Raw genomic sequence first — 22,585 nt, forward strand, 5'->3', positions numbered from 1 at the left:
GTGTCTTTCCTCCCCGGCCTGGGCGCAGGCCGAGGCCACGCCGGCGCCGGCCGGCACAGCGGCGGCGCCGACAGGAAGGCAGGCGATGTTTCGTGACAGCGAAGACGGTCATTTCGACATGTCGCGCTGGCTGCTGGAGCACCGTGGTTTCCTGCCGGTGCCGATCATCATCACCGACCCGGCGGTCGGCAACGGCGGCGGCATCGGCCTGGCGTTCTTCCATCGCCCGCAGGCCGGCGCGGCACCGGCGGCCGACGGCAGTGCGCCGAAGATGGTCACCCCGGATATCTACGGTGGCGGCGCGATGCGCACCGAGAACGGCAGCAATGCCTACGGGCTCGGCGCGTCGCTGCACTTCGACGAGGACCGCTGGCGCTATCGCGGCGGCGTGGCCAAGACCTCGTTCAACCTGGGCTTCTACACGCCGGGCAGGCTGCTGCCGCCGGAGAAGATCGAGTACAACGTGGACGGGCTGATGTCCTTCCAGCAGGGCTTCCGGCGCCTCGGCGAACGCGATCTGTTCCTTGGCCTGGCCTGGATCTACATGGACATGGACATCGGCTTCGATGTCGCGTCCGATCGCGACCGCTTCCAGCCGCACGAACTGGCCACGCGCAGCTCCGGTCTGGGCCTGTCGCTGGAGTACGACACCCGCGACAATCCGTTCACTCCGTCCAGTGGCTGGCTGGGCATGATCGAGGGCAACGCCTACCTGCCGGGCATCGGCAGCGACACCGCCTTCCAGAGCTATCGTGGGCACGCCTATGCGTACTGGCCGCTGGGCAGACAGTTCGTGCTGGGAGGGCGCGCCGATGCGCGCTGGGCCAACGGCGACATTCCGTTCTACCGGCTGCCGTACATCGATCTGCGCGGGATCGGCTCGGCCCGTTACCAGGACACCCGCGCGGCGGTGCTGGAAACCGAACTACGCTGGAACATGACCCAACGCTGGGCGCTGGTCGGCTTCGTCGGCGCCGGCCGGACCTGGGGCCGGCGCAACAGCTTCAGTAACAGCAGCAGCGAGGTGTCCAAGGGGGCGGGCGTGCGCTATCTGATTGCCCGCCAGCTGGGCATGCATGTCGGCGTGGATTACGCCTGGGGCCCGGAGGACGACACGTTCTACATCCAGGTCGGCAGCGCATGGCGCTGACCTGGCCCGCCGGATGGGCATGCTGGCTGCTGCCGGTGCTGGGCTGGCCCTGCGTGCTGCACGCGGCGGCTCCGGCGCCCGAGGCGACGACGGCGGGGGCCAGCTGCGGGGTCCGGGCAGCGGGCGATACGCGGCCGCGGATCGGCCTGGCGCTGGGCGGCGGCGGCGCGCGTGGCATGGCCCATGTCCGCATCCTCAAGCAGCTGGAAGCCCAACACATTCCGGTGGACTGCATCGCCGGCACCAGCGCGGGTGCGTTGGTGGGTGCGTTGTACGCGTCCGGCGCCACCCCGGAGCAGATTGAAACGCTGGTATTGGACACGCAGTGGATGAGCATGTTCAGCGATACCCTGCCTCGGCGCGAGCGCTCGCTGCGGCGCAAGGCCGACGATTACGCGCAGCTGGCACCGATCGGGATCGGACTGGGCGGCGACCAGGGCAAGTCGGTGGCGCTGGCCGGCGGGCTGTCGGAAGGCGAGAAGATGATCGCGCTGTTCGAGCGCGCCACCGGCGGCGCGCGCGTGAGCGGTCGCTTCGACGACCTGCCGATTCCATTCCGCGCGGTGGCCACCAACATCAACACGGGCAAGCCGGTGGTGCTGGCGCAGGGCAGCCTGTCCATGGCGATGCGCGCGAGCATGTCGTTGCCGGGGATCTTCCGGCCGGTGGTGATCGATGGCCAGGTGCTGGTCGATGGCGGGGTGTCCAACCAGGTCCCCATCGACGTGGTGCGGGCGATGGGCGCCGACCGGGTGATCGCGGTGGACGTGGGCACGCCGCTGCGCGTGCTCGATGGCAACGCGAGCCTGGTCGATGTGATCGGCCAGCTCAGTGGCTTTCTGACCACCGGCAGCGCGCAGCGCCAGCTGGACAGCCTGGGCACGGGCGACCTGCTGATTTCGCCGGACCTGACCGGCAAGGTGGCCACCGGCGATTTCGACAAGGCGCCGGAGGCATTGCGCATCGGCCAGCGGGCCGCCGACGCGGCCGCGCCTGCGTTGCGTTCGTTCGAGCAGCCGCTGTCGGCGTATGCGGCGTGGCAGGCGCAACGCACGCGGCGTGCGGCGCCGGTGGTCGAGCAGCCGGTGGCGTTCGTGGAGGTGGTCAACGACACCGGCTACGCCGACGCGCTGCTGTTGTCGTACCTGCCGTTGCAGGTGGGCGCGCCGCTGGATACCGGGGCGATGCAGGCGGGCATCCTGCGCGGCTACGGCATGGGCACGCTGGCCAGCTTCAGCTATGAACTGCGCGAGCGTGACGGAAAGACCGGTGTCGTGGTGACCGCACACGCCAAGCCGAACGGGCCGGCCTACCTGGAAGCCGGCCTGAGCCTGAGCAACGACCTGCAGGGCAACCAGGAAACCAATCTGCGCGCCGGCATCCTGTTCGCCCCGCTGTCGCCCTACGGGGCCGAGGCGCGGGTGGTGCTGCAGCTCGGCGGCGAGCCGGGGCTGACCGGCGAGTACTACCATCCGTTCGATCTGCACAACCGCTACGCCTTCCAGGTGGCCGGCGGCGTGCAGACACGCACCTTCAATCTGTATGACGACAACGGCGACCCGACCTCGCGCTTCCGGGTACGACGCACCGGGGCCACGCTGGGGCTGGTGCGCCACGTCGGCGACGTGCTGTCACTGACCGCGGGCCTGCAGCGCTACACCGGCAGCGCCGAGGTGGAGATCGGCGACCCCTCGCTGCCGCGCACGCATTTCGAGGAAGGCGCCTGGTTCGCGCAGGCCACGCTTGACGATATCGACAGCGTGTACTTCCCGCGCGACGGGGTGCTGGTCAACCTCGGCACCTACCAGTCCAGGCCGGGGCTGGGTGCCGACACCGACTTTGGCCAGTGGGACCTGGATGCGGTGGGCGCGCGCTCGTTCGGGCGGCACGCGCTGCAGCTCGGGCTGCGCTACCACGTGACGGCGTCCGGCACGGCGCCACTGCAGAGCCTGTATCGGCTGGGCGGACGCTGGCGGCTGGCCGGCTTCCAGCACAACCAGTTGACCGGGCAGGACTACGCGCTCGGCTTTGCCGGCTACACCTATGAACTGGGCAAGGTCCTGGGACGGTCGGCGCAGGTCGGGGGCACGGTGGAATACGGCAATGCGTGGCAACGGCGCTCGGACATGTCGCTCAGAGACGGCATCTGGAACGGCAGCGTGTTCCTGGGCTTCGATTCGTGGATCGGACCGCTGATCTTCGGCGTGGGTTTCCGCGAGGGCGGCGAGAACGTGGTGTTCATCGAGCTCGGCCAATCGTTGTGAGCCGCATCGTCGCGGTGCCGAGCATGGCTCGGCACTACCAACCGCAATCCGTAGCGCCGAGCCATGCTCGGCAGCACCCAACCGCAATACGTAGCGCCGAGCCATGCTCGGCAGCACCCAACCGCAATACGTAGCGCCGAGCCATGCTCGGCAACACCCAACCGCAATCCGTAGTGCCGAACCATGCTCGGCAACACCCAACCGCAATCCGTAGTGCCGAGCCACGCTCGGCAACCCGCAACCCGCAACCCGCAACCCGCAACCCGCCAGCCGGCCTGCACCCTAAAGCACCTGCGACAGAATCACGCCCAGCGCGCCGAACCAGCACACGATCACAAACCAGGCCAGCACCGCATTGGCGCCAATGCCGCGGTGGCGCACCAGCAGGCTGACCACCAGCGCGGCCAGCAGCGGCAGCACGAACAGGCTGAGGATCCAGATCCAGGGATGGCTGGGCATGTCAGTTGAGCTTCTTGTCCGGGTAGTAGCGGGTGCCTTTGACGGTCAGCTCGGCCGCCAGCCCGCTCTCGGTCATCTGGTAAACCCAGACATCGTCGGAGACCTCCACCGCGCCGCTGAGGCCGGCGCCGGCCTTGTCCACCTTGGCCGCCAGCGTGGCCTGGCCACCGATCTCGATGCCGTGGGTGATGAAGTCCTGATAGGCCGCCGGTGTCCTGAACACCCACACCAGATCGAAGGTCTTCGCGCCGAAGCCCAATCCGGCCTGGATCTCAACCATGCGCATGAAGGTCGCCTCGCCGCTGCGGTTGTCCACCGCCACGCCGTGACCGCCGCCGCCGCCGGCCACCAGCACCTTCACCCCGAAACTGCGGAACACCGCATACCCCGCTGCCTGCTGTATCGCCTCGCGTGCGGCGGGCTGGGTGGCATACAGGCGCGACAGTACCTCGGCGGTGGCGGCCCGCGCCTGGTTCTGCGCCTGCAGCTTGTCCGGCCCGGGCGGCGTGCTGCTGCGTGGTGCGGAGGTGCTGCACCCTGCACACAGGAGGGTCGCAAGGGCGAGGGTCAACGTGGCGTTCATGGCATGGCCTCCGCGGCCGGTGCGCTGGAGGGCACCCGTTCGATCTGTGGTGAGGTCCATTGCCCGTCCAGCAGCGCCTGCCTGGGCCAGTAGTAGCGCATCGCCGCCATGAACGGTCCGGCCGGTGCCGGCAGCCAGTTGCGCTGCTTGTCCCCGCCCGGTGGTGCGTGTTGGATGTAGAGCGTGATGCCGCCATCGGCGTCTTTCGTCAGTTGCGGCAGCATCGCCGCGTTGATGAGATAGCGGTCGATCGGGTTGGCCACCAGCAGCTGGTCGGGCAGTCCGTACATGGTCAGCGACCAGAATGCGTTGACCGGCGGCAGCGCATCCTTGCCGAAGCGCAAGGTGTAGCGTTGGGTGGCGCCATCCAATGGCGCGCCGTCGGCGTCGGTCTCGTAGATGGGGTACATCGCCTCGTCGCGCGAGTTGGCACCGATGCCGACCTGGGTACCGGTGGCGCGGGCAACGTAATCGTTCTTGAGGAACTCGCGCGTACCAAACAGGGTGTCGCTGTGCCCGGCCAGCGCTGCGCGGCGCTGGTCGATTTCGCGCTGGCCATCGGCCATGCCCTGCTGCATCGCCTGCACGGTCGTGGCGGACAGTGCCGCCACGTCCAGCGGCTTGCCCGGCACGATACCGATGCGGGCGAAGCGCTCGCGCAAGGCGACCTCGCTCGGGTGCACCGGCGCGAACTGCAGCAGGAACGCCAACTGCGCGAAGAAGGCCGGCGAACTGCGCGTGGCCTCGGGGGTGAGCGGCTGGGGCCAGTGCACCGCCGCCGGGGCGGGCGGCGGCGGGTTGCCAAGAAATGCCGACAGCGGCTGCACCCGGTAGCCGGCCTGGATCTGCTTGACGTTGTCCAGGTCGTCCGGATTGAACAGCTGGGTGCGTCCGACCATGCTGACCAGCTCGGTCTCGGCGCGGATCACCTGGGTGATGCCGTCGGGCACCGCCCCGCGCCAGTCGGGGCCGGCGATCAGATAGCGACCGCCGTTGTTGCCGGTGGTACGGCTGCCGATGTAGTCGAAGTTGTAGGTGTACAGGTCCATCAACTGCAGCACGAAGTACCGTGTCGGTTCCATCTTCGGCACGCTGATCACCACCGGTTCGGCGCGCAGGTCCAGGCCGGCGAAGGAGTAGGGTGTATCCGAGTTGGGGGTGACGAAGGCCGTATCGGCCGGGGTGAACACCCGTGCGATGTTGAGCAGGGTGTTGAACGGCCCCTTGTATTGCGGGTTGCCGGTGTCGACGCTGAAGGTATGCATGGTCTGGTACTCGGCCAGCATCGGCACGCCGTAGACGTAGGCCTCGCGCGCAATGGCGCGCACCTCCTGCTGGTCGTCGGTCGGGGGGCCGGGGGGCGGGAGCCCGGGCGTTGTGGGCTGCGCCGACGGGGTTGGTCGACACGCCGCCAGTATCGCCACCACGGCCGCGCCGATCGCCACGCCAAGGGCCAGATGCAACAGTCGCATGATCCACTCTCCCTTTCGTCAGGCAGCCGGCGCGTGACACGCGCTATTCGGGGAACACCAGGGTGACGCTGAAGCGTCCGGTCCAACGGTTGGCATACTGCGGACGGTCGACGTTGTAGAAGCCGCCCAGGCCGATGCTGACCGGGGTATGGCCCACCCGCAGCACCTTGGACACGGTGGCGCCCAGCGGCACCGTCCACGCATCGCCGCTGGCGGCCTTCCAGTTGTAGCTGGTCTCGGAGGTGAAGCTGAGCGACCAGCCGCGCGGCAGGTTGCGGGTGACGAAGGGCTGCACGCTGGTGCTGCTGACATCCTCGCGGTCACCATCACCGCCCACCGACCACACGTGGTTGGCCAATGCACCCACCGTCCATGCCTTGGTCTTGTGGACGAGGATGAAGGCCGGGCCCAGCGAGTACTTGCCGGTGCCCAGGCTGTCATGCGAGGCGGTGTCGAGCAGGGCGGCGGCGCCGAAGCCGATCTCGGTGCCGTGTGCCTCCGAAGCAGTCTTGGGAATGTAGTAGCCCTGCACGAACAGGTCGCCGCTGCCGTGCTTGCGCTCGGGGAACTGGTTCCAGCTCAGCGGCAGGATCGGGCGCAGGATGAACTTGCCACGTTCGCCCACGAACGGAATCACCGGCTGGATCTTCAGCTGCTCGTTGTGGAAATCGCCCCCGGGGCCGACCGAGCCGAGGTAGTTGTACTGGAACGGCACCGATATCAGTGCCGCGCCCGGGTCGGCGAGCTTGCGGGCGATGTCGTCGGTGGCGCTGTCGCCGCCCGATTGGGCGGCGACGGCAAGCGGCCACGACACCGCCAGCATGCCGCCGATGGCAAGGATGCGGCGTCGGCTCATCGCGGCGCGTCCACGACCACGTACTGCACCGTGCTGCCGACGTAGCGCGGTTGGTACCACGCGCTGTCGCATTGCTGGTAGCCGATCCCGTTGACCACTACCGTGCTGCAGCCGACCGGCAGCGAGTAGGCGATCGAGCCGATCACCGCCGAGGTCACCGCCACGCCGGCGGTGAAGGCGGCGCCATCCCAGAACGGGTGATCCCAATAGGGCGGTGGCGGCGGCGGTGGTGGTGGGCCGGGTGGATGCGGTCCGGGTCCTGGCCCGGGTCCTGGCCCGGGTCCGGGGCCAGGCGGATGCGGTCCAGGACCGGGACCCGGTCCAGGGCCAGGATGTGGTCCAGGCCCCGGTCCAGGATGCGGCCCCGGCCCGGGCCCCGGCGGGTGCGGCGCGAACCCGCCGCCGCCACCGCCGCCCGGGTGGGCCATGCCGCCGCCAGCAAAGCCGCCGCCGCCGAATCCACCGGCGTGACTGATCGACGGATGCGCGAAGCCGCGCAGTCCGGGCCGCGCCTGCGCGGGGGAAGGGCTCAACAGGCTGCTGCAGGTAACAATCAACAGTGCGGCGATGAGGGGCGTGCGCCGTCCGGAAATGATGTCCATGCTCAGTTCCCTCCCGTCGGGGTGTCCTGCGCGGCCAGTGCAACCGGCACGAACACGATTTTGGTGGCCCCGGCAGGGTTGAAGGCCAGCTCGCTGGCGTTGACCGCACGTCGGGTATCCCATTGCAGCGTCGCCTGGTAGGTCGGCAACGCCGGGTCGGCATGGCTGGTGATCACCAGTTGCCGTGGCAGTGCGGTGGCATCGGAGATCCACACCTGCCAGTCCACCCCGGGCTGGCGGAAGGCGTACTGCCGCGTCGCCTCGCCATCGATGCGGGCACTACCCACCTGCAACGCGGACTGGAAGCCATCGGTGGGAAATGCCGACGTGCCCCACAGGAACAGATCGGCCAGCGGAAACTCCAGACCGTACGTGCTGGCCGAGTCGGCCAGCAGTGCCTGGCTGCTGCGATTGAGATCGTCCAGGGTGGCGTAGTACTTCAGCCGTGGCGAGTAGATGGTCAACTGCCTGCCGTCGTAGAACAGCTGGCGGTGCTGTTGCTCGCTCTGGATTTCCACGAAGAACCGGTCCGGCCCGCTGACCTTGTAGTCCACGGTGCCGGCCAGGGCCACCTTCTGCCCGTCATCGAGCACGTAGTCGGTGCTGGTGGTGGCGTGCAGCCGGAAGTGCGGCAGGGCGCGCAGCGCCTTGCCCATGCGCGCCAATGCGGCCACCGCATCGGGGTCGACACTGGCGTCGGAAGAAGCTGCAGGCACCGCTGCGGGTCGCGATGCCGCCGTGCGCGTGGCGGCGGCAAGCGGCGGGGACAGCGTGGCGGCAAAGACCAGGGCAAGCAGCAGGGCAGGGCGTGCGTTGGGCATGGTGTGCTCCGGGACGACAGCGGTGGGCCAGGCCGGTCGCGCCGACCCTGTCCTCACTGTGCGTAGCGCCGAACACGCGGACAAGCGGAGTTACACCGTAGCGGCCTAGGTATTTCTACGCAGTGGCCACGCCGGCGGAGTGGCCGGCGCCCGTATCCATTGCAGGAGAGGGCGACTCACCCATCCATCACGGCGCTGCTCGCATCGTCAGGCCGTTGCTGCCTGTCCGACCGGTGTCCTTTTCCACTCTTGGAGCGCGCGTCATGAAAGCCTTCGCCATTGCCGTCCTGGCCAGCTCGCTGGTCGCCTGCGCGTCCACGCCCACGGTCAAGACCGACTACGACAGCGCCGCCAACTTCGCCTCCTACAAAACCTACTCGTGGGCGATCAAGCCCCAGGCCAGCGCACCGTTGGTGCAGCAGCGCGTGGTGGCCGGCATCAATGCCCGTCTGCAGGCAAAGGGCCTGCGCGAAACAGCGCAGGGCGGTGACATCGCCCTTGCCGCGCACATCATGACCTCGCAGCGGCAGACGCTGGACACCTTCTACACCGGCACTGGCATGGGCGGCTGGGGCTGGCGCGGTGGCTGGGGCGGCGGCATGGGCAGTGCGACCACTACCGTGCGGACCTATGACATCGGCACGCTGGTGGTGGACATGTTCGATGCCCGCACCCAGCAGGCGGTGTGGCGCGGCACCGCCAGCGGCACCGTGCCCAGTTCGCCGGCGAAGGTCAACGCGGCCATTGAAGCCGGCCTGGACAAACTGTTCGCCGCCTATCCGCCGGGGGCGACCGCGCCGCGCTGAGGACGGCGCGGCGGCGGGTCACCGGCCCCTACGGGGCCCGTTTGGGGTCGCCGCCGCCTGCAGCGATCCACGCATCCACTGCCTGGCCCACTACCGTCATCGGCATCGCGCCGTTGCCGAGGATCAGGTCGTGGAAGGCGCGGATATCGAAACGATCGCCCAGCTGGTCGCGCGCTTTCTGGCGCAGCGCCAGCAGGCGCAGCTGGCCCATTTTGTAGGACGAGGCCTGGCCGGGCTGAACCAGGTAGCGGTTGATCTCCACGCGTACCTCGCCGGGCGTCATGCCGGTCTTGTCCTGCATGTAGGTGGCCGCCTGTTCGGGCGTCCAGCGTTTGCGGTGCAGGCCGGTGTCCACGACCAGCCGCACCGAGCGGAACATCTCCGCCTGCAGCCGGCCCAGGTCGCCGGCCGGGTCGTCCTTGTAGACCCCGGTTTCGGCCATCAGCTGTTCGGCATACAGCGCCCAGCCCTCGCTGAAGGCGCTGGGATTGAGGCTGCGGCGCAGCAGCGGCAGATCGGTGAGGGTCTGCCCGATGGATATCTGGAAATGGTGGCCGGGCGCGCCCTCGTGGTAGGTGAGGGTGGGAATGCTCCAGCGCGTGTTGGAGTCGATGTCGCCCAGATTGATGAAGAACGTGCCCGGCCGCGAACCGTCCATCGCAGGAGGGTAGTAATAGCCACCGGGCGAGGTCTTCTGCATATGCGCCGGCACCGGCTGCACCACCAGCTTCTGCGGCGGCAGATGGCCGAACCAGCGTGGCAGGATCGGGTCCAGATCGCGCAGGCGCTGCTCGATGTCGCCCAGCAGTTCCCTGCGTCCGGCCTCGCTGTCGGCATACCGATAGCGCGGGTCGTCGCGCAGCTGCCGCACGCGCGCGGCCACGCTGCCCTCGCGCAGGCCAAGCTGGATCAGGCGTGCATCCATTGCCTTTTCCACGCGCGCCACTTCATCCAGGCCGATCTGGTGGATCGCATCGGCATCCAGGTCGGTGCTGGTGTACCAGCGCAGCGCCGCATCGTAATAGGCCTTGCCCTGCGGCAGTGCCCAGACCCCCTTGTTGCCCAGGTGCCGGCCCTGGAGCGCCTGCACATCGGCCAGCAGGCGCTGGTAGCCGGGATTGACCGATGCCTGCACCGCCGTCGTGGCCTGGGCGAGCAGTTCGGCGCGCCGCGCGGGCGCGATCGCCGGCACCTTGTCCAGCTTGCGCTGCAGCGACTGCACCCACAGGCTGTCCTTCGGCGCGGGCGCCAGCAGCGTGCGGAACTGGTCTGCCGCGCCCTGCAGCGCGACCTCCGGCGGCACCACGCCCTGCGCGGCCTGCATGTCCACGTTGGCGCGTACCTGGTCCAGTTTGGGCCCCATCGCCTGCAGCCGCGCGATGTAGCTGCGTGCACTGGCCTCGTCGGTGACCGCGTGCTGGTTGTCCATGAACTGCGGCAGGTTCACCGGCAGGCTGAACAACTGGTCCACTGCGTAGGTGCTGCCGCCCACCGGCAGCCATGCGGCCGCCCACGGCACCGCCATCAGGTCGATCTGGGCCTGGTAGAACCAGCGTGCCAGGCCGTCGCTCAACCGCTGCTGCGGGTCCAGCGGAGCGCCGTGCCAGTCCTTGATCGCGGCCAGGTTGTCGGCCAGGAAGCGTCGGTTGACTTCACGCTGGGCCAGCGACACGTCGGTGAGCTGGCTGGAGAAGTCGGCGCCATCGCCACCGATGCCGAGCATCGTGCGCAGTTCCGGATCGGCGTTGATGGCTGCCATGGTCTGCGCGTCGAGCAGGCCATTGAAGGAAACGGCGGTTGGCGTGCCGGCGATGGCGGGGGTCTGCGCGTGCGCGATCGGCGGGGTCAACGCGAGGGTCGTGGCCAGGGCGACGGACAGCAGCAGGGGCAGGGTGGCGGGCTTGTTCGGAAACACGGGCTATCTCCGGTGGCGGGCGGTCTGCGCGCAGGCTACGCCAGCCGGCGCGACCACGCACCTGCGGTGGGTCACCGTGGCAGGCGGCGCAAACCGTGCGGCAACGATGACGATCCAGGTGTAGCCGGTACACACCGCTGGCTATATGCACATGCGCGGCGGTTCTTGCGGGTGTGCCGGACGTGCAGGCGGTGTGAGTGAAATCAGTGACTTGAGAAAAGTATCGTTCCACGCCGCCGGTCGGCGGTGCCGAGTGCGCGGGAGGCCCGATTGACGCCTTGCAACATGACGGCAGGATAGGTCGCAGCCATCCGGGGATACGTGATGCGCCCGACCTTCCTTTCGCAGGATCCTGCATGAACCTTCGCGCCTCCGTACCGCGACGCCGTGGTCTGTCCGTCGCCATCGTCATTGGTTTGTCCACGACGTTGCCCGCCACCACTGCGTCCGCGCAGTCTGGCAGTAGCCCTGCGGTGACCCAGCTCGACCAGGTCAGCGTGCTGGGCAGCCGCACCCAGGCACGTACCGTGCTCGAATCGCCGGTGCCCATCGATGTGCTCGGCGCCGAGGAAATCCGCAGCAGCGGCTACACCGACATCAGCCAGATCCTGCAGGCGCTGCTGCCCTCGTTCAACTTCCCGCACCCGACCACGCCGGACGGCAACACCCACATCCGCTCGGCCACGCTGCGCGGGCTGTCCCCGGACCAGACCCTGGTGCTGGTCAACGGCAAGCGCCGCCATGCCAGTGCCTGGGTCAACACCGGCGGCACGGTCGGCAAGGGCGCGGTCTCCACCGATCTCAACGCGATTCCGGTCAGCGCCATCGCCCGCATCGAAGTGCTGCGTGACGGCGCGTCGGCGCAGTACGGCTCGGATGCGATCGCCGGGGTGATCAACATCGTGCTGCGCGACGATGCTGGTTTCGATGGGCGCGTGAGTCACGGCAGCACCCGCGATGGCGGCGGCGATACCACCAGCATCGCGCTGGATACCGGCTTCGCCTTCCCCGACGGCGGTGGCCTGCATCTCACCTGGGATTACCGTGACCGCAAGGCGGCCGACCGTGGTTTGCCCGACACCCGCCAGCAGTACTTCGGTATCGGCCGCAACGGGCTGCCGGTGGCACTGTCCAGCACCTACGGTTCCGGTACCGGGCTGGCCCCGATCGGCGGTGCCGCCGCCGGCGCCGTGGCCGACCCGCGCGAGGCGGGCATCGACCGCGATGCGTTGTGGCGTTTCGCCGATTCGGCCGACACCGTGGAGAAGACGGTGTTCGGCAACCTGCGCAAGCCGCTGGCCTGGGCCGAAGGACTGGAGGCGTATGCCTTTGGCGGCTACGGCGTGAGCGAGGGCAGTTCCAACGCATCGCTGCGCCGCGCCGGCCAGCCGGAGAACGTGCGCGCGATCTACCCGGACGGCTTTCTGCCGTGGGTGGACACGCACAGCACCAATGCCTCGCTCGGCGCCGGCATCAAGGGCCTGGCCGGCGACTGGCACTGGGACCTGAGCAGCGTGTACGGCCGCAACAAGCTGGTTTACCGCACCCGCAACACGCTCAATGCCACGCTCGGCGCCGACAGCCCCACCGCGTTCTACAACGGCGCGGTGGCGGCCTCGCAATGGACCACCAACCTGGATGCCAACAACAGCATCGAGCTGGGCTGGCACGCACCGCTGCGGCTGGCGGTGGGCGCGGAGTTCCGTCGCGATACCTATGGCATCAGTGCCGGCGAGCTGGCCTCGTATGTGTGGGGACCGTACCGGGTGCTGGACGGCCCGGCCGCCGGCAGCGTGCCGACCATCGGCGCGCAGGGTTTCGCCGGTATCCAGCCGGTGGACGCCGGCAACCATCACCGGCACAACGTAGCGGCGTACGCCGAGGCGGAGACCGATGTGAGCGATCGCTTCCTGGTTTCGCTGGCGGGGCGCTGGGAGGACTACAGTGATTTTGGCAGCACCACCAACGGCAAGCTGGCGCTGCGCTACCAGCTCGATGGCGGGGTGGCGTTGCGGGCCTCGGTGAGCACCGGATTCCACGCGCCCGCGCTGGCCCAGCAATACTTCAGCTCCACCAGCAGCCGTACGCTCAACAACAGCGTCACCGGCGTGCCCGAATACGTGCTGGTACGCACCGCGCCGGTGGATTCGGTGGAAGCCCGCGCCCTGGGCGCGCGCCCGCTGGACCCGGAAAAGGCCACCAACCTCACCGCCGGACTCACCTGGGGCATCGGCGGGCTGAGTGCGTCGCTGGATGTGTACCGCATCGACATCGACGACCGCATCTTCCTGTCCAGCAATTTCGTCGACGCCGCCGGCTCCAACGCCATCCGCAACTACCTGGCCGCGCTCGGCTCGCCGGGGGTGACCAGCGTCCGTTACTTCAGCAACACCGCCGATACCCGCACCAGCGGGGTCGACGCCTCGGCGCGGTACCGCTGGGACCTGGCCGACCATGGCCGCCTCACCGCCACGCTCGGCTACAACCGCAACAAGACCGAGCTGACCCGCGTGGCCACCACGCCTGCCGAGCTGCTGGCATTGGGCGTGCGCACGCCGTTGTTCGACATCACCGAGCGCACCCGCGTGGAAAAGGGCCAGCCGCGCGACAACCTCACCGTCGCACTGGCCTGGGACGTCGGCCGCTGGGGCATCCACCTGGGCACGCACCGCTACGGCGAGATCGAAGCGGTGGCCGCCACCAACCAGAGCGCGGCCAACGTGGCGCTGTTCGCCCAGGGTTCGACACGTTTCCGGACGCTGCCCACCGAAGCCGGCAGTGCCGGCAACCTTGATGTGATCCAGACGCTGCAGGCCAGCTGGGTCACCGACCTGGACATCTCGTTCCGCGCCAGTGATGCGCTCACCGTGGTGATCGGCGCCAACAACCTGTTCAACACCTATCCCACGCGCAACATCGCCACCACCACGCAGGTATCCGGCGCCGACACGTTTGGCGTGTTCCCGTACAGTGAGCTGTCGCCGTACGGCTGGAGCGGCACTTACTACTACGCACGTCTGGAGACCCGGTTCTGATGACCGACATCACCGAAACCACCGCCATCGATCCCGACCGCCGCCGCTGGTTGCGCGTGGGCCTCGGCGGTGCAGCAAGTGTGGCGCTGCTGCCCACGCTGGCCCAGGCACGCGGCGCCGCGCCGGGTGCAACGGCCACCGCCAGCGGCGTGCTGCGGTTGGACCTCAACGAAAGCAGCTACGGCCCGTCGCCGCAGGTTGCGCCGGCCGTGCAGCGCGCACTCGCACAGGTGCCGCGCTACGTGACCGATGCGCAACTGCAGGCGCTGCAGGTGCAGATCGCCGGTCTGGAAGGTGTCGCCCCCGAGCAGGTGATCGTCGGGGAAGTGCTGGAAGCACTGGGCCAGCACCTGGCACTCAGCCAGGGCGCGGGGAGCTTCGTGTACGCGGTGCCCGGTTACGGCGCGCTGGTGGATGCGGCCAGACCGTTCGGGGGGCGCGCCATCGAAGTTCCGCTCAACGCCGCGCTGGAGAATGACCTGCCGGCGCTGCTGGCCGCCATCGGCCCCGACACGCGGGCCCTGTTCGTGGTCAATCCGCACAATCCCTCGGGCACGCTCAGTCCCGGTGCCGCGTTCGACCGTTTCGTCAGCGCCGCGCAGGCGCGCACGCTGGTGATCGTGGATGAGGCCTACCTGGACTATCGCGACGACGCAGCGGCGCTGAGCGCGGTGCGGCTGCTGCGCCAGGGGCAGAACGTGGTGGTGTTCCGTACGCTGGGCAAGATCCATGCGTTGGCCGGACTGCAGGTCGGCTATGCGCTGGCGCCACGCACGCTCGCCGATGCCCTGCGCCAGCGCGGCGTGGGCGGCGCGCACGCGCAGAACCAGCTGTCGCTGGCATCGGCCGGCGCAGCGTTGGCCGATGCCACGCACAGCGCCCAGGTTCGACGCAGCGTTGCCGCCGAACGCCGGCGCTGGCAGCAGGTGCTGGCCGAGCTGGCGCTGCGCTCGACCGAGGCCACCGGCAATTTCGTGTTCTTCGACAGTGGCCATCCGCATGCACAGGTGGCTGCCGCGCTGTTGCAGCACGGCGTACGCATCGCACGGGTCTTTGCGCCTTACGACACCTGGCTGCGGATCAGCATCGGCACCCCGGAGGAGAACCGGCGCGCCCAGCAGGCACTGCGTGCCGTGCTGGCGCAGGTGGGCGCGGCGCCCGGCTGACCGGCATCTTCAACTCGCGCGTCGTTCGAAGCCATCGTCGCTCCAGGCTTCGCTGCCCACACCGTGATGGATCAGGAACAGGCCGTCCGGATCGTAACGGCGTTTGGCCGCCAGCAGGCGCGGGTAGTGCGGCCCCCAGAAAGCCTGCTGCCAGCCCTTCTGGAAGTAGTCGCACTCGGACACATAGGTGGGCGCCTGCGGCACCACTGCTCCCAGTGCGGCATAGGCGCGATTCACCCGCAGCGCGCCGCGGCGCGCACCCGGCTCGTCCACCGTACCGCCGCAGCCGGGGTAGACCGGACCGCCGGCATTGCCGATCAGCGCCAGGGCGAAGGCATCCAGCACCGCCGGATGGGTGGTGGTGGCGCCGCTGGCGGCCAGGGCGTCGGCCGGCGCACCGAACAGGCCCTTGTTGCAATGCAGCCCGACGTCCATGTGCTCGGCCGCCGCGCAGAGCGCGTCGGCGGCATTTTCAATGCGGTCCTCGCCGAGCAATGCCGACGGCAGCCATGCCGAGGCGTAACCGTGCAGGAACCAGCCGACCTGGCCCTGGTCGCCCTTCCATAGCATGTGCGTGGGCGGCGCCCCGGCGCGGGTGTCTTCTGCAATGATCTGCGGTGCGTGCTGACGGAAGAAATCGGCGTCCCAGAAGTCCCGCGCCGGCATCGCCAGGGCCTGCAGCGGCTCGCGCACGGTGTACTCCGCACGTGCCTGGATCCATGCCAGCAGCGGTTGCCAGGTCGCTTCGGCCGTCGCGCGGTCCAGGCCCTGGAACACCATCGCGATGGACAGCACGCGCTCGCCGCCGAAGGTGATCTGTTCGCCCCAGTGCGGGTTGCACAACGTATCGCGGTAGAAGCGCAGCACCTGGGCGGCCAACGCGCGCCAGCTGGCCTCGCTGTTGGCCTGCACCTTGAGCGAGACCCCGCCGAAGGTGTGTGGCAGCGCGTGGGTCTTCAGGGTCATCCGGGTAACGATGCCGAAACTGGCCGCGCAGCCGCCCTTCAATGCCCAGAACAGCTCCGGTTCGTGGTCCGCGTTGACCACCTGGACCTTGCCGTCCGCCGTGACCACCTCGGCCTCCAGCAGGCTGGCGGCGGCGGTTCCGAAGGCCTTGGAGAAGCTGCCGAAGCCACCGCCGGTGACCAGCCCGGTGACGCCGACCGAGGTGCAGCCGCCGCCCTGCACATAGCGTCCGCCCTGGGTGGTGACCGCGGTATAGGCATCGATCCACATCGCACCGGCGCCGACGCTTACCGCCGGTTGCGGCGGCGTGCCCGGCCGGGCACCGCGTGGGACGAAGGCGCCATGCAGCTGCACCTGGTTCATGGCCCGGGTCCAGACCAGCAGCGAATCCGGCGCACAGGACGTTCCGTGGTAACTGTGGCCACCGCCCTTGACCACCAGCCGCAGCCGGTGCCGCCGCGCGAAGGTGACGGCGGCGGCAACATCGGCACTGTCGCGGGCGGCGACCATCTGCGCACTGGGGACCGAGCGCCAGGCACCGAAATAGCCGCTGGTCTGGGTCAGCCCGGGCTGGTCGCCGATGTAGAACGGGTTGCTGATCTGCGCCAGGGCTTCGCTGCGGGCGGCGGCATCGCCAAGAAACGGCGACTGCGGGACCGACAGCCGGCCGCCGACGGCGCGCGACAACTGCTCCCAGTCGGTCGCCGAGGGCCAGCCGGGCGTGCCGGGCCGGGCCCGTGCCCACCCGGTCGGCGTCGCGCCAGCGGCTTTCAGCGCCAGCGGCAGCAACGGCAGGGTCAGGCTGGCCTTGAGGCAGTCGCGTCGTTTCATCGGGGAAGTCCTTCCTTCATGGCCGGTAGCAGTGGCAGCCACTGTGCGCCCCAGAAGGCCCGTCGTCATTGGCCTGGGGACGAGGGGAGGGACAAAGGGACGAGCGGTAGCCGGGGAGGGACGGGGCCTCGGGTATGCTGTGCGGCACAGCGCGGGGAAGGCGCTGGGCCCCACTGACGGAAGACCGATGGCTATTGCGTTGATCGCGCTGCTGCTGATTGAGCTTGTGCTCCAGATCACCTGGAATCGCCCGTACTTCGTGTGCGGCATCACCGTGTTCGACCGGCGCATCGCCGCCTCGAGCACGGCACGGGCGCGGCTGACGCCGGGCAGCCTGGAACGCGACCTGGCCACCGATCAGGGCACGACGCTTGCGTTTCATCGATTCCCCGATGGAAGGGTCGCGTTTCGCGGCAGTTTCGGGTTCGGCCAGCGCCGCTACTATCCATTGATGCGTGGGCTGATCGTCGTCGACGCCGCGCGCAACCAGGTGCGCGTGCTCGGGCTGTGCAACTGGTTCCCGGTGGCCTTCGTGCTGGCGCTGGTTCCGATCATCGCCCTGCGGCCCAGCGCGGCACCGTTGCTGCTGCTGCCGGTGGTGTTCGTGATCGGCTATGTCATCCAGAAGAAGCAGTTCCTTGCCGTGGTCGAGGCGGTACGCGCGCAACTGGACGACACCTCGATGGAGGTGATCCTGGCCGAGCGGCTGCAGGCCAGGCAACGACGCTGATGCAGTCCATTCACGCCTTGAACCGCGTCGGATCGGCCACGACATGACGCCACGCTCTCCCGTCCTGTGCGCGCTGTTGCTGGTGCTCACGTCCCACGCATGGGCCGGCGCGCCAGCGGAGCCGCCGGCTATCCTGGCCCGCATCGACCGCGTTGAACGCGGCCTGACCACACCCGTGACGGTCAGGGGCATGCCGGCGGTGAGCTGGTCGCTGCGCGAGCGCATGGCGTTCCATCAGGTGCCGGCGGTGAGCATCGCGCTGGTCAACCACGGCAAGGTCGAGTGGGTGCGCGCCTATGGCGTGCTGGATGCCGCCACCACCACCGTCGCCGCCCAGCCTGCCACCCCGACCACGCTGTTCCAGGCCGGGTCGGTCAGCAAGGCGGTCAGTGCCATGGGCGCCTTGCATATGGTCGAGCAACGCCTGTTGTCACTGGATGCGCCGGCCAATGCTGCGCTCCACGCCTGGAAGATTCCCGACAACACGTTCACCCGCACCACCCCGGTCACGCTGCGCCAGCTGCTCAACCATTCGGCGGGCATGACGGTGCACGGCTTCCACGGTTACGCGCAGGGCGAGGCCATTCCGTCGCTGCTGCAGGTGCTCGACGGGGTGCCGCCGGCCAATTCCGACCCGATCCGCGTGGATGCCACCCCCGGCACGCTGTGGCGTTACGCCGGGGGTGGCTTCAGCGTGGTGCAGCTGATGATGACCGAGGCCGGCAAGGCGCCGTTCGACATGCTCATGCAGCGCACCGTGCTGGGCCCGCTCGGCATGCGTGACAGCACGTACGCGCTGACCCTGCCGCAGGCCTGGCAGGCCAGGGCGGCAACCGGGCATCGCAGCGATGGCACGGCCGTGCCCGGGCATTGGCATGACTACCCCGAATCGGCGGCGGCAGGCCTGTGGACCACCGCAGCGGACCTGGCCCGGATCGTGATCGATGTGCAGCAGGCGCAGGGCGGACACTCAGGCAAGGTGTTGTCCAGCGCGATGACCGCGACCCTGCTGACCCGTGGCCTGGGCGAATACGGGCTGGGCTTCTACGTCGAACCGATGGGCCCGGGCAGCAGTTTCAGCCATAGCGGGGGCACCGACGGTTTCCGCGCGCAGCTGTATGGCTACACCCATACCGGGCAGGGCGTGGTGGTGCTGACCAACAGCGACAATGGCGCGGCACTGATCGCCGAGCTGCTGGGCAGCATCTCGGCCGAATACGGCTGGCCCGAGTTCGGCAGGGTGGAGAAAACCGCGCTGGCGCCGGATGTGGCCTTCAATGCGGCCGCTGCCGGGGCCTACACGCTGGAGGATCATCCGGCCGCCATCCTTGCCGAGGGGGATCGCCTCTACTTCCAGAGCGATCTGTTCGGCGCGCAGCGCATGGAACTGTTTGCCGAATCGAGCACGCGCTTTTTCATGACCGCGCAGGACATGAGCGTGGCGTTCAAGCGCGGCGAGGATGGTCGGGTGTCCGGCTTTGACCTGCTGCGTGGCGCGAACACCTATGTGGGCGCGCGCAAGTGACCGTGACCGCGTACGCACCGGCCCGCTGGAATTCCCTGCGAAAACCACCGCAACCTCATCCAGAACAAAAAGCGTCCATGGTCCACTTCGTAGACAACATCGCGCGTCGCGCCCGTCTCACCGCAGCGTTGCAGGCCGTTGGTTGCACCGAGCCCGAGGCGTGGCTGCGCAGTGAGAAGACTCTTCGATGCTGGAGAAAAGGGATGCGCAAGACGCTGCTGGGCGTGCTGTTTGCCCTGATGTCGTTGCTCCCGGCCGCTGCTGTTGCGGGCGAGGGGCCGGGCTGGGTGCCGCCCGCAGGATCGGTGCAGGTGCCGCTGTGGCCCAACGGCCCGCCGGACACGCCGCAGGCACGGCCCGCGCCCGAATCGGTATCGACAGTCAGGACGAAGACCGGTCACGACTATCTGGCCATCGCCAATGTCAGTGCGCCGACGATCACCGTGCTGCCTCCCAAGGGCGCCAACACCGGCGTGGCGATCCTCGTCTTCCCCGGCGGTGGCTTCAGCATCCTGGCGATGGATATCGAAGGCACCGAGACCTGCGATTGGGTCACCGCGCGGGGCATGACCTGCGTACTGCTCAAGTACCGTGTGCCGGGCGGTAACCATTACTGGAACAAGGCCTGCAACTGCCACATCACCCCGCCGGTGCCGTTTGCGCTGCAGGACGCGCAACGGGCGATCCGGATGGTGCGTGCGCGTGCGCCCGGGTTGAACGTTGACCCCCACAGGATCGGCGTGATCGGATTCTCGGCGGGCGGCTATCTGGTCGCGCAGACCAGCAACATCCTCCAGTCTGCTTACCGTGCGGTCGATGCGGTGGATGAGGTCAGCAGCCGCCCGGACTTTGCCATTGCGCTCTATCCAGGGCATTTGTGCCGCGCGGGGGACACCCTGGACCCCGGCCTGCCTGTCACCGATCAGGCGCCGCCCACCTTCCTGCTGCAGGCTTGGGACGACCCGGTCGACAACATCTGTAACAGCACCGTCTATGCCCGTGCGCTCGATGCAGCCGGCGTGCCCGCCGGGGTGCATCTGTTTGCCAAGGGAGGGCACGCGTTCGGCGTGCGGCCGACCGGGCATCCGGTGTCATCCTGGCCGGCGCTGGTGGAGAACTGGCTCAAGGACATCCAGGTGCTCTAGCCTCACATCGCCCATCACGCGCAGATGGCACCATCGGCCGACCCCTACCTTGGAGGCTGCCGTGAATTCAACCGTCGTCCTGGCCCGCCCGTGGGCCATCCATCCCTTCCACGCCGCCGTGCTCGGGGGCGTGCTGCCGCTGTTCCTTGGCGCACTCCTGGCTGACTACGCCTACTGGGGCACCTACGAACCCCAGTGGAGCAATTTCGCTGCGTGGCTGCTGGTCGGCGCGATGGTGATGACCACGTTGGCCCTCGTCTGCGGCATCGTCGGGCTGGTTCGCGGCCGTCGCAACCTGGGCTATGCCGTCGTCCTGGCGGTCACCTGGGGCGTTGGCTTCGTCAACTGCCTGCAGCACGCCCGCGATGCGTGGGCGGTGATGCCGGCCGGGCTGGTGCTGTCGGTGATCTGCACGGTGCTGGCCCTGGTGGCGACGTGGATCGGGTTTTCCAGCCTGCGCGTGGGAGGTGCACGATGAACCGTCAGATGATCAAGGGGATATCGGTATCGGTGTTGGCGGCGGCATTGGCTGCCTGTGGCGGGCAGGCGCCCCAGCTCCATCAGATCGGGGGCACGCCCGAGTTGCCCGAGCCACACCGTGGGCTGATGCCGGACATGACCATCGCCTCGCCGACCGCCTGGGGCGACAAGGTGCCGACCGTCCCCAAGGGCTACCGCATCGCCGCGATCGCCACCGATCTGGCCATTCCACGCCAGACCCTGGTGCTGCCCAATGGCGACATCCTGGTGGCCGAAGGCCGGGGCGGTAGCGAACCTGCGCTCAAACCCAAGGACGTGATCGCCGGCAAGATCAAGGCCAAGGGCACCACGCCGGTCAAGGGCGGCAACCGCCTGACCCTGCTGCGTGACGCCGATGGTGACGGCGTGTATGAGATGAAGACCGTGTTTGCCGACAAGCTCAACGCGCCCTACGGCTTGGCGCTGATCGGCAGCGCGCTGTACGTGGCCAACCAGGATGCACTGGTGCGTTTCGACTACCAGGCCGGGCAGACCAGGGCCAGCGCGGCGCCGGTGAAGGTCACCGACCTGCCGGCGGCGATCAACCATCACTGGACCAAGTCGCTGGCTGCCAGCGCCGACGGCCGCTATCTGTACGTCGGCATCGGCTCCAACAGCAACATCACCGAACGGGGCATGGACGTTGAAATCGATCGCGCGCAGGTCTGGCAGATCGACGCGGCGACCGGCGCGCACAAACCGTTTGCCACCGGCCTGCGCAATCCCACCGCGCTGGCGATCCAGCCTGGCACTGGCGCGCTGTGGGCGGTGGTCAACGAGCGCGACGAAATCGGCCCCAACCTGGTGCCCGATTACCTCACTTCGGTGCGCGAAGGGGCGTTCTACGGCTGGCCGTACAGTTACTGGGGCAAGAACGTCGACCGCCGCGTGATGCCGCAGAACTCGAAGAAGGTGGCCTCGGCCATCGCACCGGACTACGCGCTGGGCTCGCACGTAGCCGCACTCGGGGTGTCGTTCTCGGCCCCGGCGATGGGCGCCACGTTCGCCGATGGCGCCTTCGTCGGTGAGCACGGCAGCTGGAACCGCAACCCGCCGGCCGGCTACAAGGTGGTGTTCGTTCCCTTCAGCAATGGCCGACCGGCCGGCGATCCGATCGATTTCGCCACCGGCTTCCGTGGCGAGGACGGCAAGACACGCGGCCGCCCGGTCGGTGTCACCGTGGATCCGCGGGGGGCGCTGATCATTGCCGACGACCTCGCCAACACCGTCTGGCGGGTGACCCCGGCAACGGCGGCGGCCGCACCCAACTGAACCGGACAGGGTGTCGGCGCGGCAACGCCCCTCGCCTTGACGCGGAATTGCCACAATTGGCGTAAATTGCTGACCGAAATCCGACGGGCGCCCTGGCGCCCGTCGTTTCATGTCCGCGTGCTGCAACGCCTTCCGCTCAAGATTCGGTGCTTCGATGTCGTCTGCCCCCTCATTCCCCGCCGCGTATCCGTGCGCGATGTTGGCGTCGTCGTCGGAGCGGTGCGCGTGAGCGCTGCGTTCGGGCGGTTCCCGGCCGGCACTGGCGTCGTCGCCGAGCAGGTGCGTGCGATGGACTGGCACGCCACCCCGGTAGGTGCGGTCGAGACCTGGCCCGGCGCGCTGCGCAATGCGGTCAACCTCATGCTGGCGTCGCCCGAGAGCATGTATGTGGTCTGGGGCGAGGCGCTCACGTTTTTCTTCAACGATGCCTATGCGCCGATCCTCGGACCCCGTCTGCAGGGCGCGTTG

The 22,585-nt window shown here is 68.6% G+C and carries 19 protein-coding genes; 11 read left to right on the plus strand and 8 right to left on the minus strand.

The genetic code is table 11. The annotated features are described in order from the left end of the window. The first annotated feature begins 85 nt into the window (after positions 1-85). Both RTO53_RS01810 and RTO53_RS01815 read left to right on the plus strand, forming a co-directional pair. On the plus strand, positions 86-1,150 hold the full coding sequence (locus RTO53_RS01810; RefSeq protein ID WP_312236180.1) for a BamA/TamA family outer membrane protein: 1,065 nt from the start codon (positions 86-88) through the stop codon (positions 1,148-1,150). Further along, positions 1,141-3,414 (plus strand): patatin-like phospholipase family protein, encoded by a 2,274-nt coding sequence (locus tag RTO53_RS01815; RefSeq protein ID WP_312236181.1) that lies wholly within the window; start codon positions 1,141-1,143, stop codon positions 3,412-3,414. The genes RTO53_RS01810 and RTO53_RS01815 overlap by 10 nt, the downstream gene beginning before the upstream one ends. A gap of 282 nt (positions 3,415-3,696) precedes the next feature. On the opposite strand, the gene RTO53_RS01820 is transcribed toward RTO53_RS01815, so the two are convergent. The 6 genes from RTO53_RS01820 to RTO53_RS01845 all read right to left on the minus strand — a co-directional run bounded on the left by RTO53_RS01820 (position 3,697) and on the right by RTO53_RS01845 (position 8,207). Next, positions 3,697-3,873: a hypothetical protein gene (locus RTO53_RS01820; protein ID WP_312236182.1), complete on the minus strand. Its 177-nt coding sequence runs from the start codon at positions 3,871-3,873 to the stop codon at positions 3,697-3,699. Position 3,874: 1 nt separating this feature from the next. Beyond that, the gene (locus RTO53_RS01825; protein ID WP_312236183.1) at positions 3,875-4,456 is read right to left on the minus strand and encodes a YSC84-related protein; all 582 of its coding nucleotides are present in this window, start codon (positions 4,454-4,456) and stop codon (positions 3,875-3,877) included. Continuing rightward, positions 4,453-5,928: a DUF1254 domain-containing protein gene (locus RTO53_RS01830; RefSeq protein WP_312236184.1), complete on the minus strand. Its 1,476-nt coding sequence runs from the start codon at positions 5,926-5,928 to the stop codon at positions 4,453-4,455. The genes RTO53_RS01825 and RTO53_RS01830 overlap by 4 nt, the downstream gene beginning before the upstream one ends. Before the next feature lie 43 nt (positions 5,929-5,971). Then, positions 5,972-6,784: a transporter gene (locus RTO53_RS01835; protein ID WP_312236185.1), complete on the minus strand. Its 813-nt coding sequence runs from the start codon at positions 6,782-6,784 to the stop codon at positions 5,972-5,974. Further along, entirely contained in the window at positions 6,781-6,948 is a 168-nt protein-coding gene (locus RTO53_RS01840) for a hypothetical protein (protein WP_312236186.1), read from the minus strand. Before RTO53_RS01840 ends, RTO53_RS01835 begins: the two co-directional genes overlap by 4 nt. Before the next feature lie 440 nt (positions 6,949-7,388). Continuing rightward, positions 7,389-8,207, minus strand: coding sequence for a DUF2092 domain-containing protein (locus tag RTO53_RS01845; protein ID WP_312236187.1), 819 nt, complete (start codon positions 8,205-8,207; stop codon positions 7,389-7,391). Between the two features lie 263 nt (positions 8,208-8,470). On the opposite strand from RTO53_RS01845, the gene RTO53_RS01850 reads away from it, so the two are divergent. After that, positions 8,471-9,013 (plus strand): DUF4136 domain-containing protein, encoded by a 543-nt coding sequence (locus RTO53_RS01850; RefSeq protein ID WP_312236188.1) that lies wholly within the window; start codon positions 8,471-8,473, stop codon positions 9,011-9,013. A 28-nt stretch (positions 9,014-9,041) separates the two neighbouring features. Here the strand turns inward: RTO53_RS01850 and RTO53_RS01855 are convergent, their stop codons facing one another. Beyond that, positions 9,042-10,928: a DUF885 domain-containing protein gene (locus RTO53_RS01855; RefSeq protein WP_312236189.1), complete on the minus strand. Its 1,887-nt coding sequence runs from the start codon at positions 10,926-10,928 to the stop codon at positions 9,042-9,044. Positions 10,929-11,401: 473 nt separating this feature from the next. Here RTO53_RS01855 and RTO53_RS01860 point away from each other — a divergent pair, with 473 nt between their 5' ends. Both RTO53_RS01860 and RTO53_RS01865 read left to right on the plus strand, forming a co-directional pair. After that, complete coding sequence (locus RTO53_RS01860; RefSeq protein ID WP_312236190.1) at positions 11,402-13,963, plus strand: TonB-dependent receptor; 2,562 nt, start codon at positions 11,402-11,404, stop codon at positions 13,961-13,963. After that, a complete protein-coding gene (locus RTO53_RS01865) occupies positions 13,963-15,129 on the plus strand; it encodes a histidinol-phosphate transaminase (RefSeq protein ID WP_312236191.1) in 1,167 nt (388 codons plus the stop codon). Before RTO53_RS01860 ends, RTO53_RS01865 begins: the two co-directional genes overlap by 1 nt. Before the next feature lie 9 nt (positions 15,130-15,138). Here the strand turns inward: RTO53_RS01865 and RTO53_RS01870 are convergent, their stop codons facing one another. Beyond that, positions 15,139-16,926, minus strand: coding sequence for an FAD-binding protein (locus tag RTO53_RS01870; RefSeq protein ID WP_312236192.1), 1,788 nt, complete (start codon positions 16,924-16,926; stop codon positions 15,139-15,141). Positions 16,927-17,113: 187 nt separating this feature from the next. Between RTO53_RS01870 and RTO53_RS01875 the strand changes: the two genes are divergently transcribed. From RTO53_RS01875 to RTO53_RS01900, 6 genes are all read left to right on the plus strand, one after another. Continuing rightward, on the plus strand, positions 17,114-17,656 hold the full coding sequence (locus tag RTO53_RS01875) for a hypothetical protein (RefSeq protein WP_312236193.1): 543 nt from the start codon (positions 17,114-17,116) through the stop codon (positions 17,654-17,656). Between the two features lie 43 nt (positions 17,657-17,699). Beyond that, positions 17,700-19,181, plus strand: coding sequence for a serine hydrolase domain-containing protein (locus RTO53_RS01880; protein WP_312236194.1), 1,482 nt, complete (start codon positions 17,700-17,702; stop codon positions 19,179-19,181). A gap of 203 nt (positions 19,182-19,384) precedes the next feature. Then, positions 19,385-20,326, plus strand: coding sequence for an alpha/beta hydrolase (locus tag RTO53_RS01885; protein ID WP_312236195.1), 942 nt, complete (start codon positions 19,385-19,387; stop codon positions 20,324-20,326). A gap of 61 nt (positions 20,327-20,387) precedes the next feature. Next, positions 20,388-20,804 carry a DUF2231 domain-containing protein gene (locus RTO53_RS01890; RefSeq protein WP_312236196.1) on the plus strand — a complete coding sequence of 139 codons (417 nt, stop codon included), beginning with the start codon at positions 20,388-20,390 and terminating at the stop codon, positions 20,802-20,804. Then, on the plus strand, positions 20,801-22,117 hold the full coding sequence (locus RTO53_RS01895) for a sorbosone dehydrogenase family protein (RefSeq protein WP_312236197.1): 1,317 nt from the start codon (positions 20,801-20,803) through the stop codon (positions 22,115-22,117). The genes RTO53_RS01890 and RTO53_RS01895 overlap by 4 nt, the downstream gene beginning before the upstream one ends. Before the next feature lie 189 nt (positions 22,118-22,306). After that, positions 22,307-22,585, plus strand: a 279-nt coding sequence (locus RTO53_RS01900) for a hypothetical protein (protein ID WP_312236201.1), incomplete at its 3' end; no start/stop codon positions are given.

Source organism: Stenotrophomonas sp. (assembly GCF_031995405.1).
In the GTDB taxonomy this organism is placed as follows: domain Bacteria; phylum Pseudomonadota; class Gammaproteobacteria; order Xanthomonadales; family Xanthomonadaceae; genus Stenotrophomonas.

Excerpts from the sequence above, each read along its gene's own strand:
- RTO53_RS01810 (WP_312236180.1), top strand. The coding sequence starts at position 86 with ATGTTTCGTGACAGCGAAGACGGTCATTTCGACATGTCGCGCTGGCTG.
- RTO53_RS01815 (WP_312236181.1), top strand. The coding sequence starts at position 1,141 with ATGGCGCTGACCTGGCCCGCCGGATGGGCATGCTGGCTGCTGCCGGTG.
- RTO53_RS01820 (WP_312236182.1), bottom strand. The coding sequence starts at position 3,873 with ATGCCCAGCCATCCCTGGATCTGGATCCTCAGCCTGTTCGTGCTGCCG.
- RTO53_RS01825 (WP_312236183.1), bottom strand. The coding sequence starts at position 4,456 with ATGAACGCCACGTTGACCCTCGCCCTTGCGACCCTCCTGTGTGCAGGG.
- RTO53_RS01830 (WP_312236184.1), bottom strand. The coding sequence starts at position 5,928 with ATGCGACTGTTGCATCTGGCCCTTGGCGTGGCGATCGGCGCGGCCGTG.
- RTO53_RS01835 (WP_312236185.1), bottom strand. The coding sequence starts at position 6,784 with ATGAGCCGACGCCGCATCCTTGCCATCGGCGGCATGCTGGCGGTGTCG.
- RTO53_RS01845 (WP_312236187.1), bottom strand. The coding sequence starts at position 8,207 with ATGCCCAACGCACGCCCTGCCCTGCTGCTTGCCCTGGTCTTTGCCGCC.
- RTO53_RS01850 (WP_312236188.1), top strand. The coding sequence starts at position 8,471 with ATGAAAGCCTTCGCCATTGCCGTCCTGGCCAGCTCGCTGGTCGCCTGC.
- RTO53_RS01865 (WP_312236191.1), top strand. The coding sequence starts at position 13,963 with ATGACCGACATCACCGAAACCACCGCCATCGATCCCGACCGCCGCCGC.
- RTO53_RS01870 (WP_312236192.1), bottom strand. The coding sequence starts at position 16,926 with ATGAAACGACGCGACTGCCTCAAGGCCAGCCTGACCCTGCCGTTGCTG.
- RTO53_RS01875 (WP_312236193.1), top strand. The coding sequence starts at position 17,114 with ATGGCTATTGCGTTGATCGCGCTGCTGCTGATTGAGCTTGTGCTCCAG.
- RTO53_RS01880 (WP_312236194.1), top strand. The coding sequence starts at position 17,700 with ATGACGCCACGCTCTCCCGTCCTGTGCGCGCTGTTGCTGGTGCTCACG.
- RTO53_RS01885 (WP_312236195.1), top strand. The coding sequence starts at position 19,385 with ATGCGCAAGACGCTGCTGGGCGTGCTGTTTGCCCTGATGTCGTTGCTC.
- RTO53_RS01895 (WP_312236197.1), top strand. The coding sequence starts at position 20,801 with ATGAACCGTCAGATGATCAAGGGGATATCGGTATCGGTGTTGGCGGCG.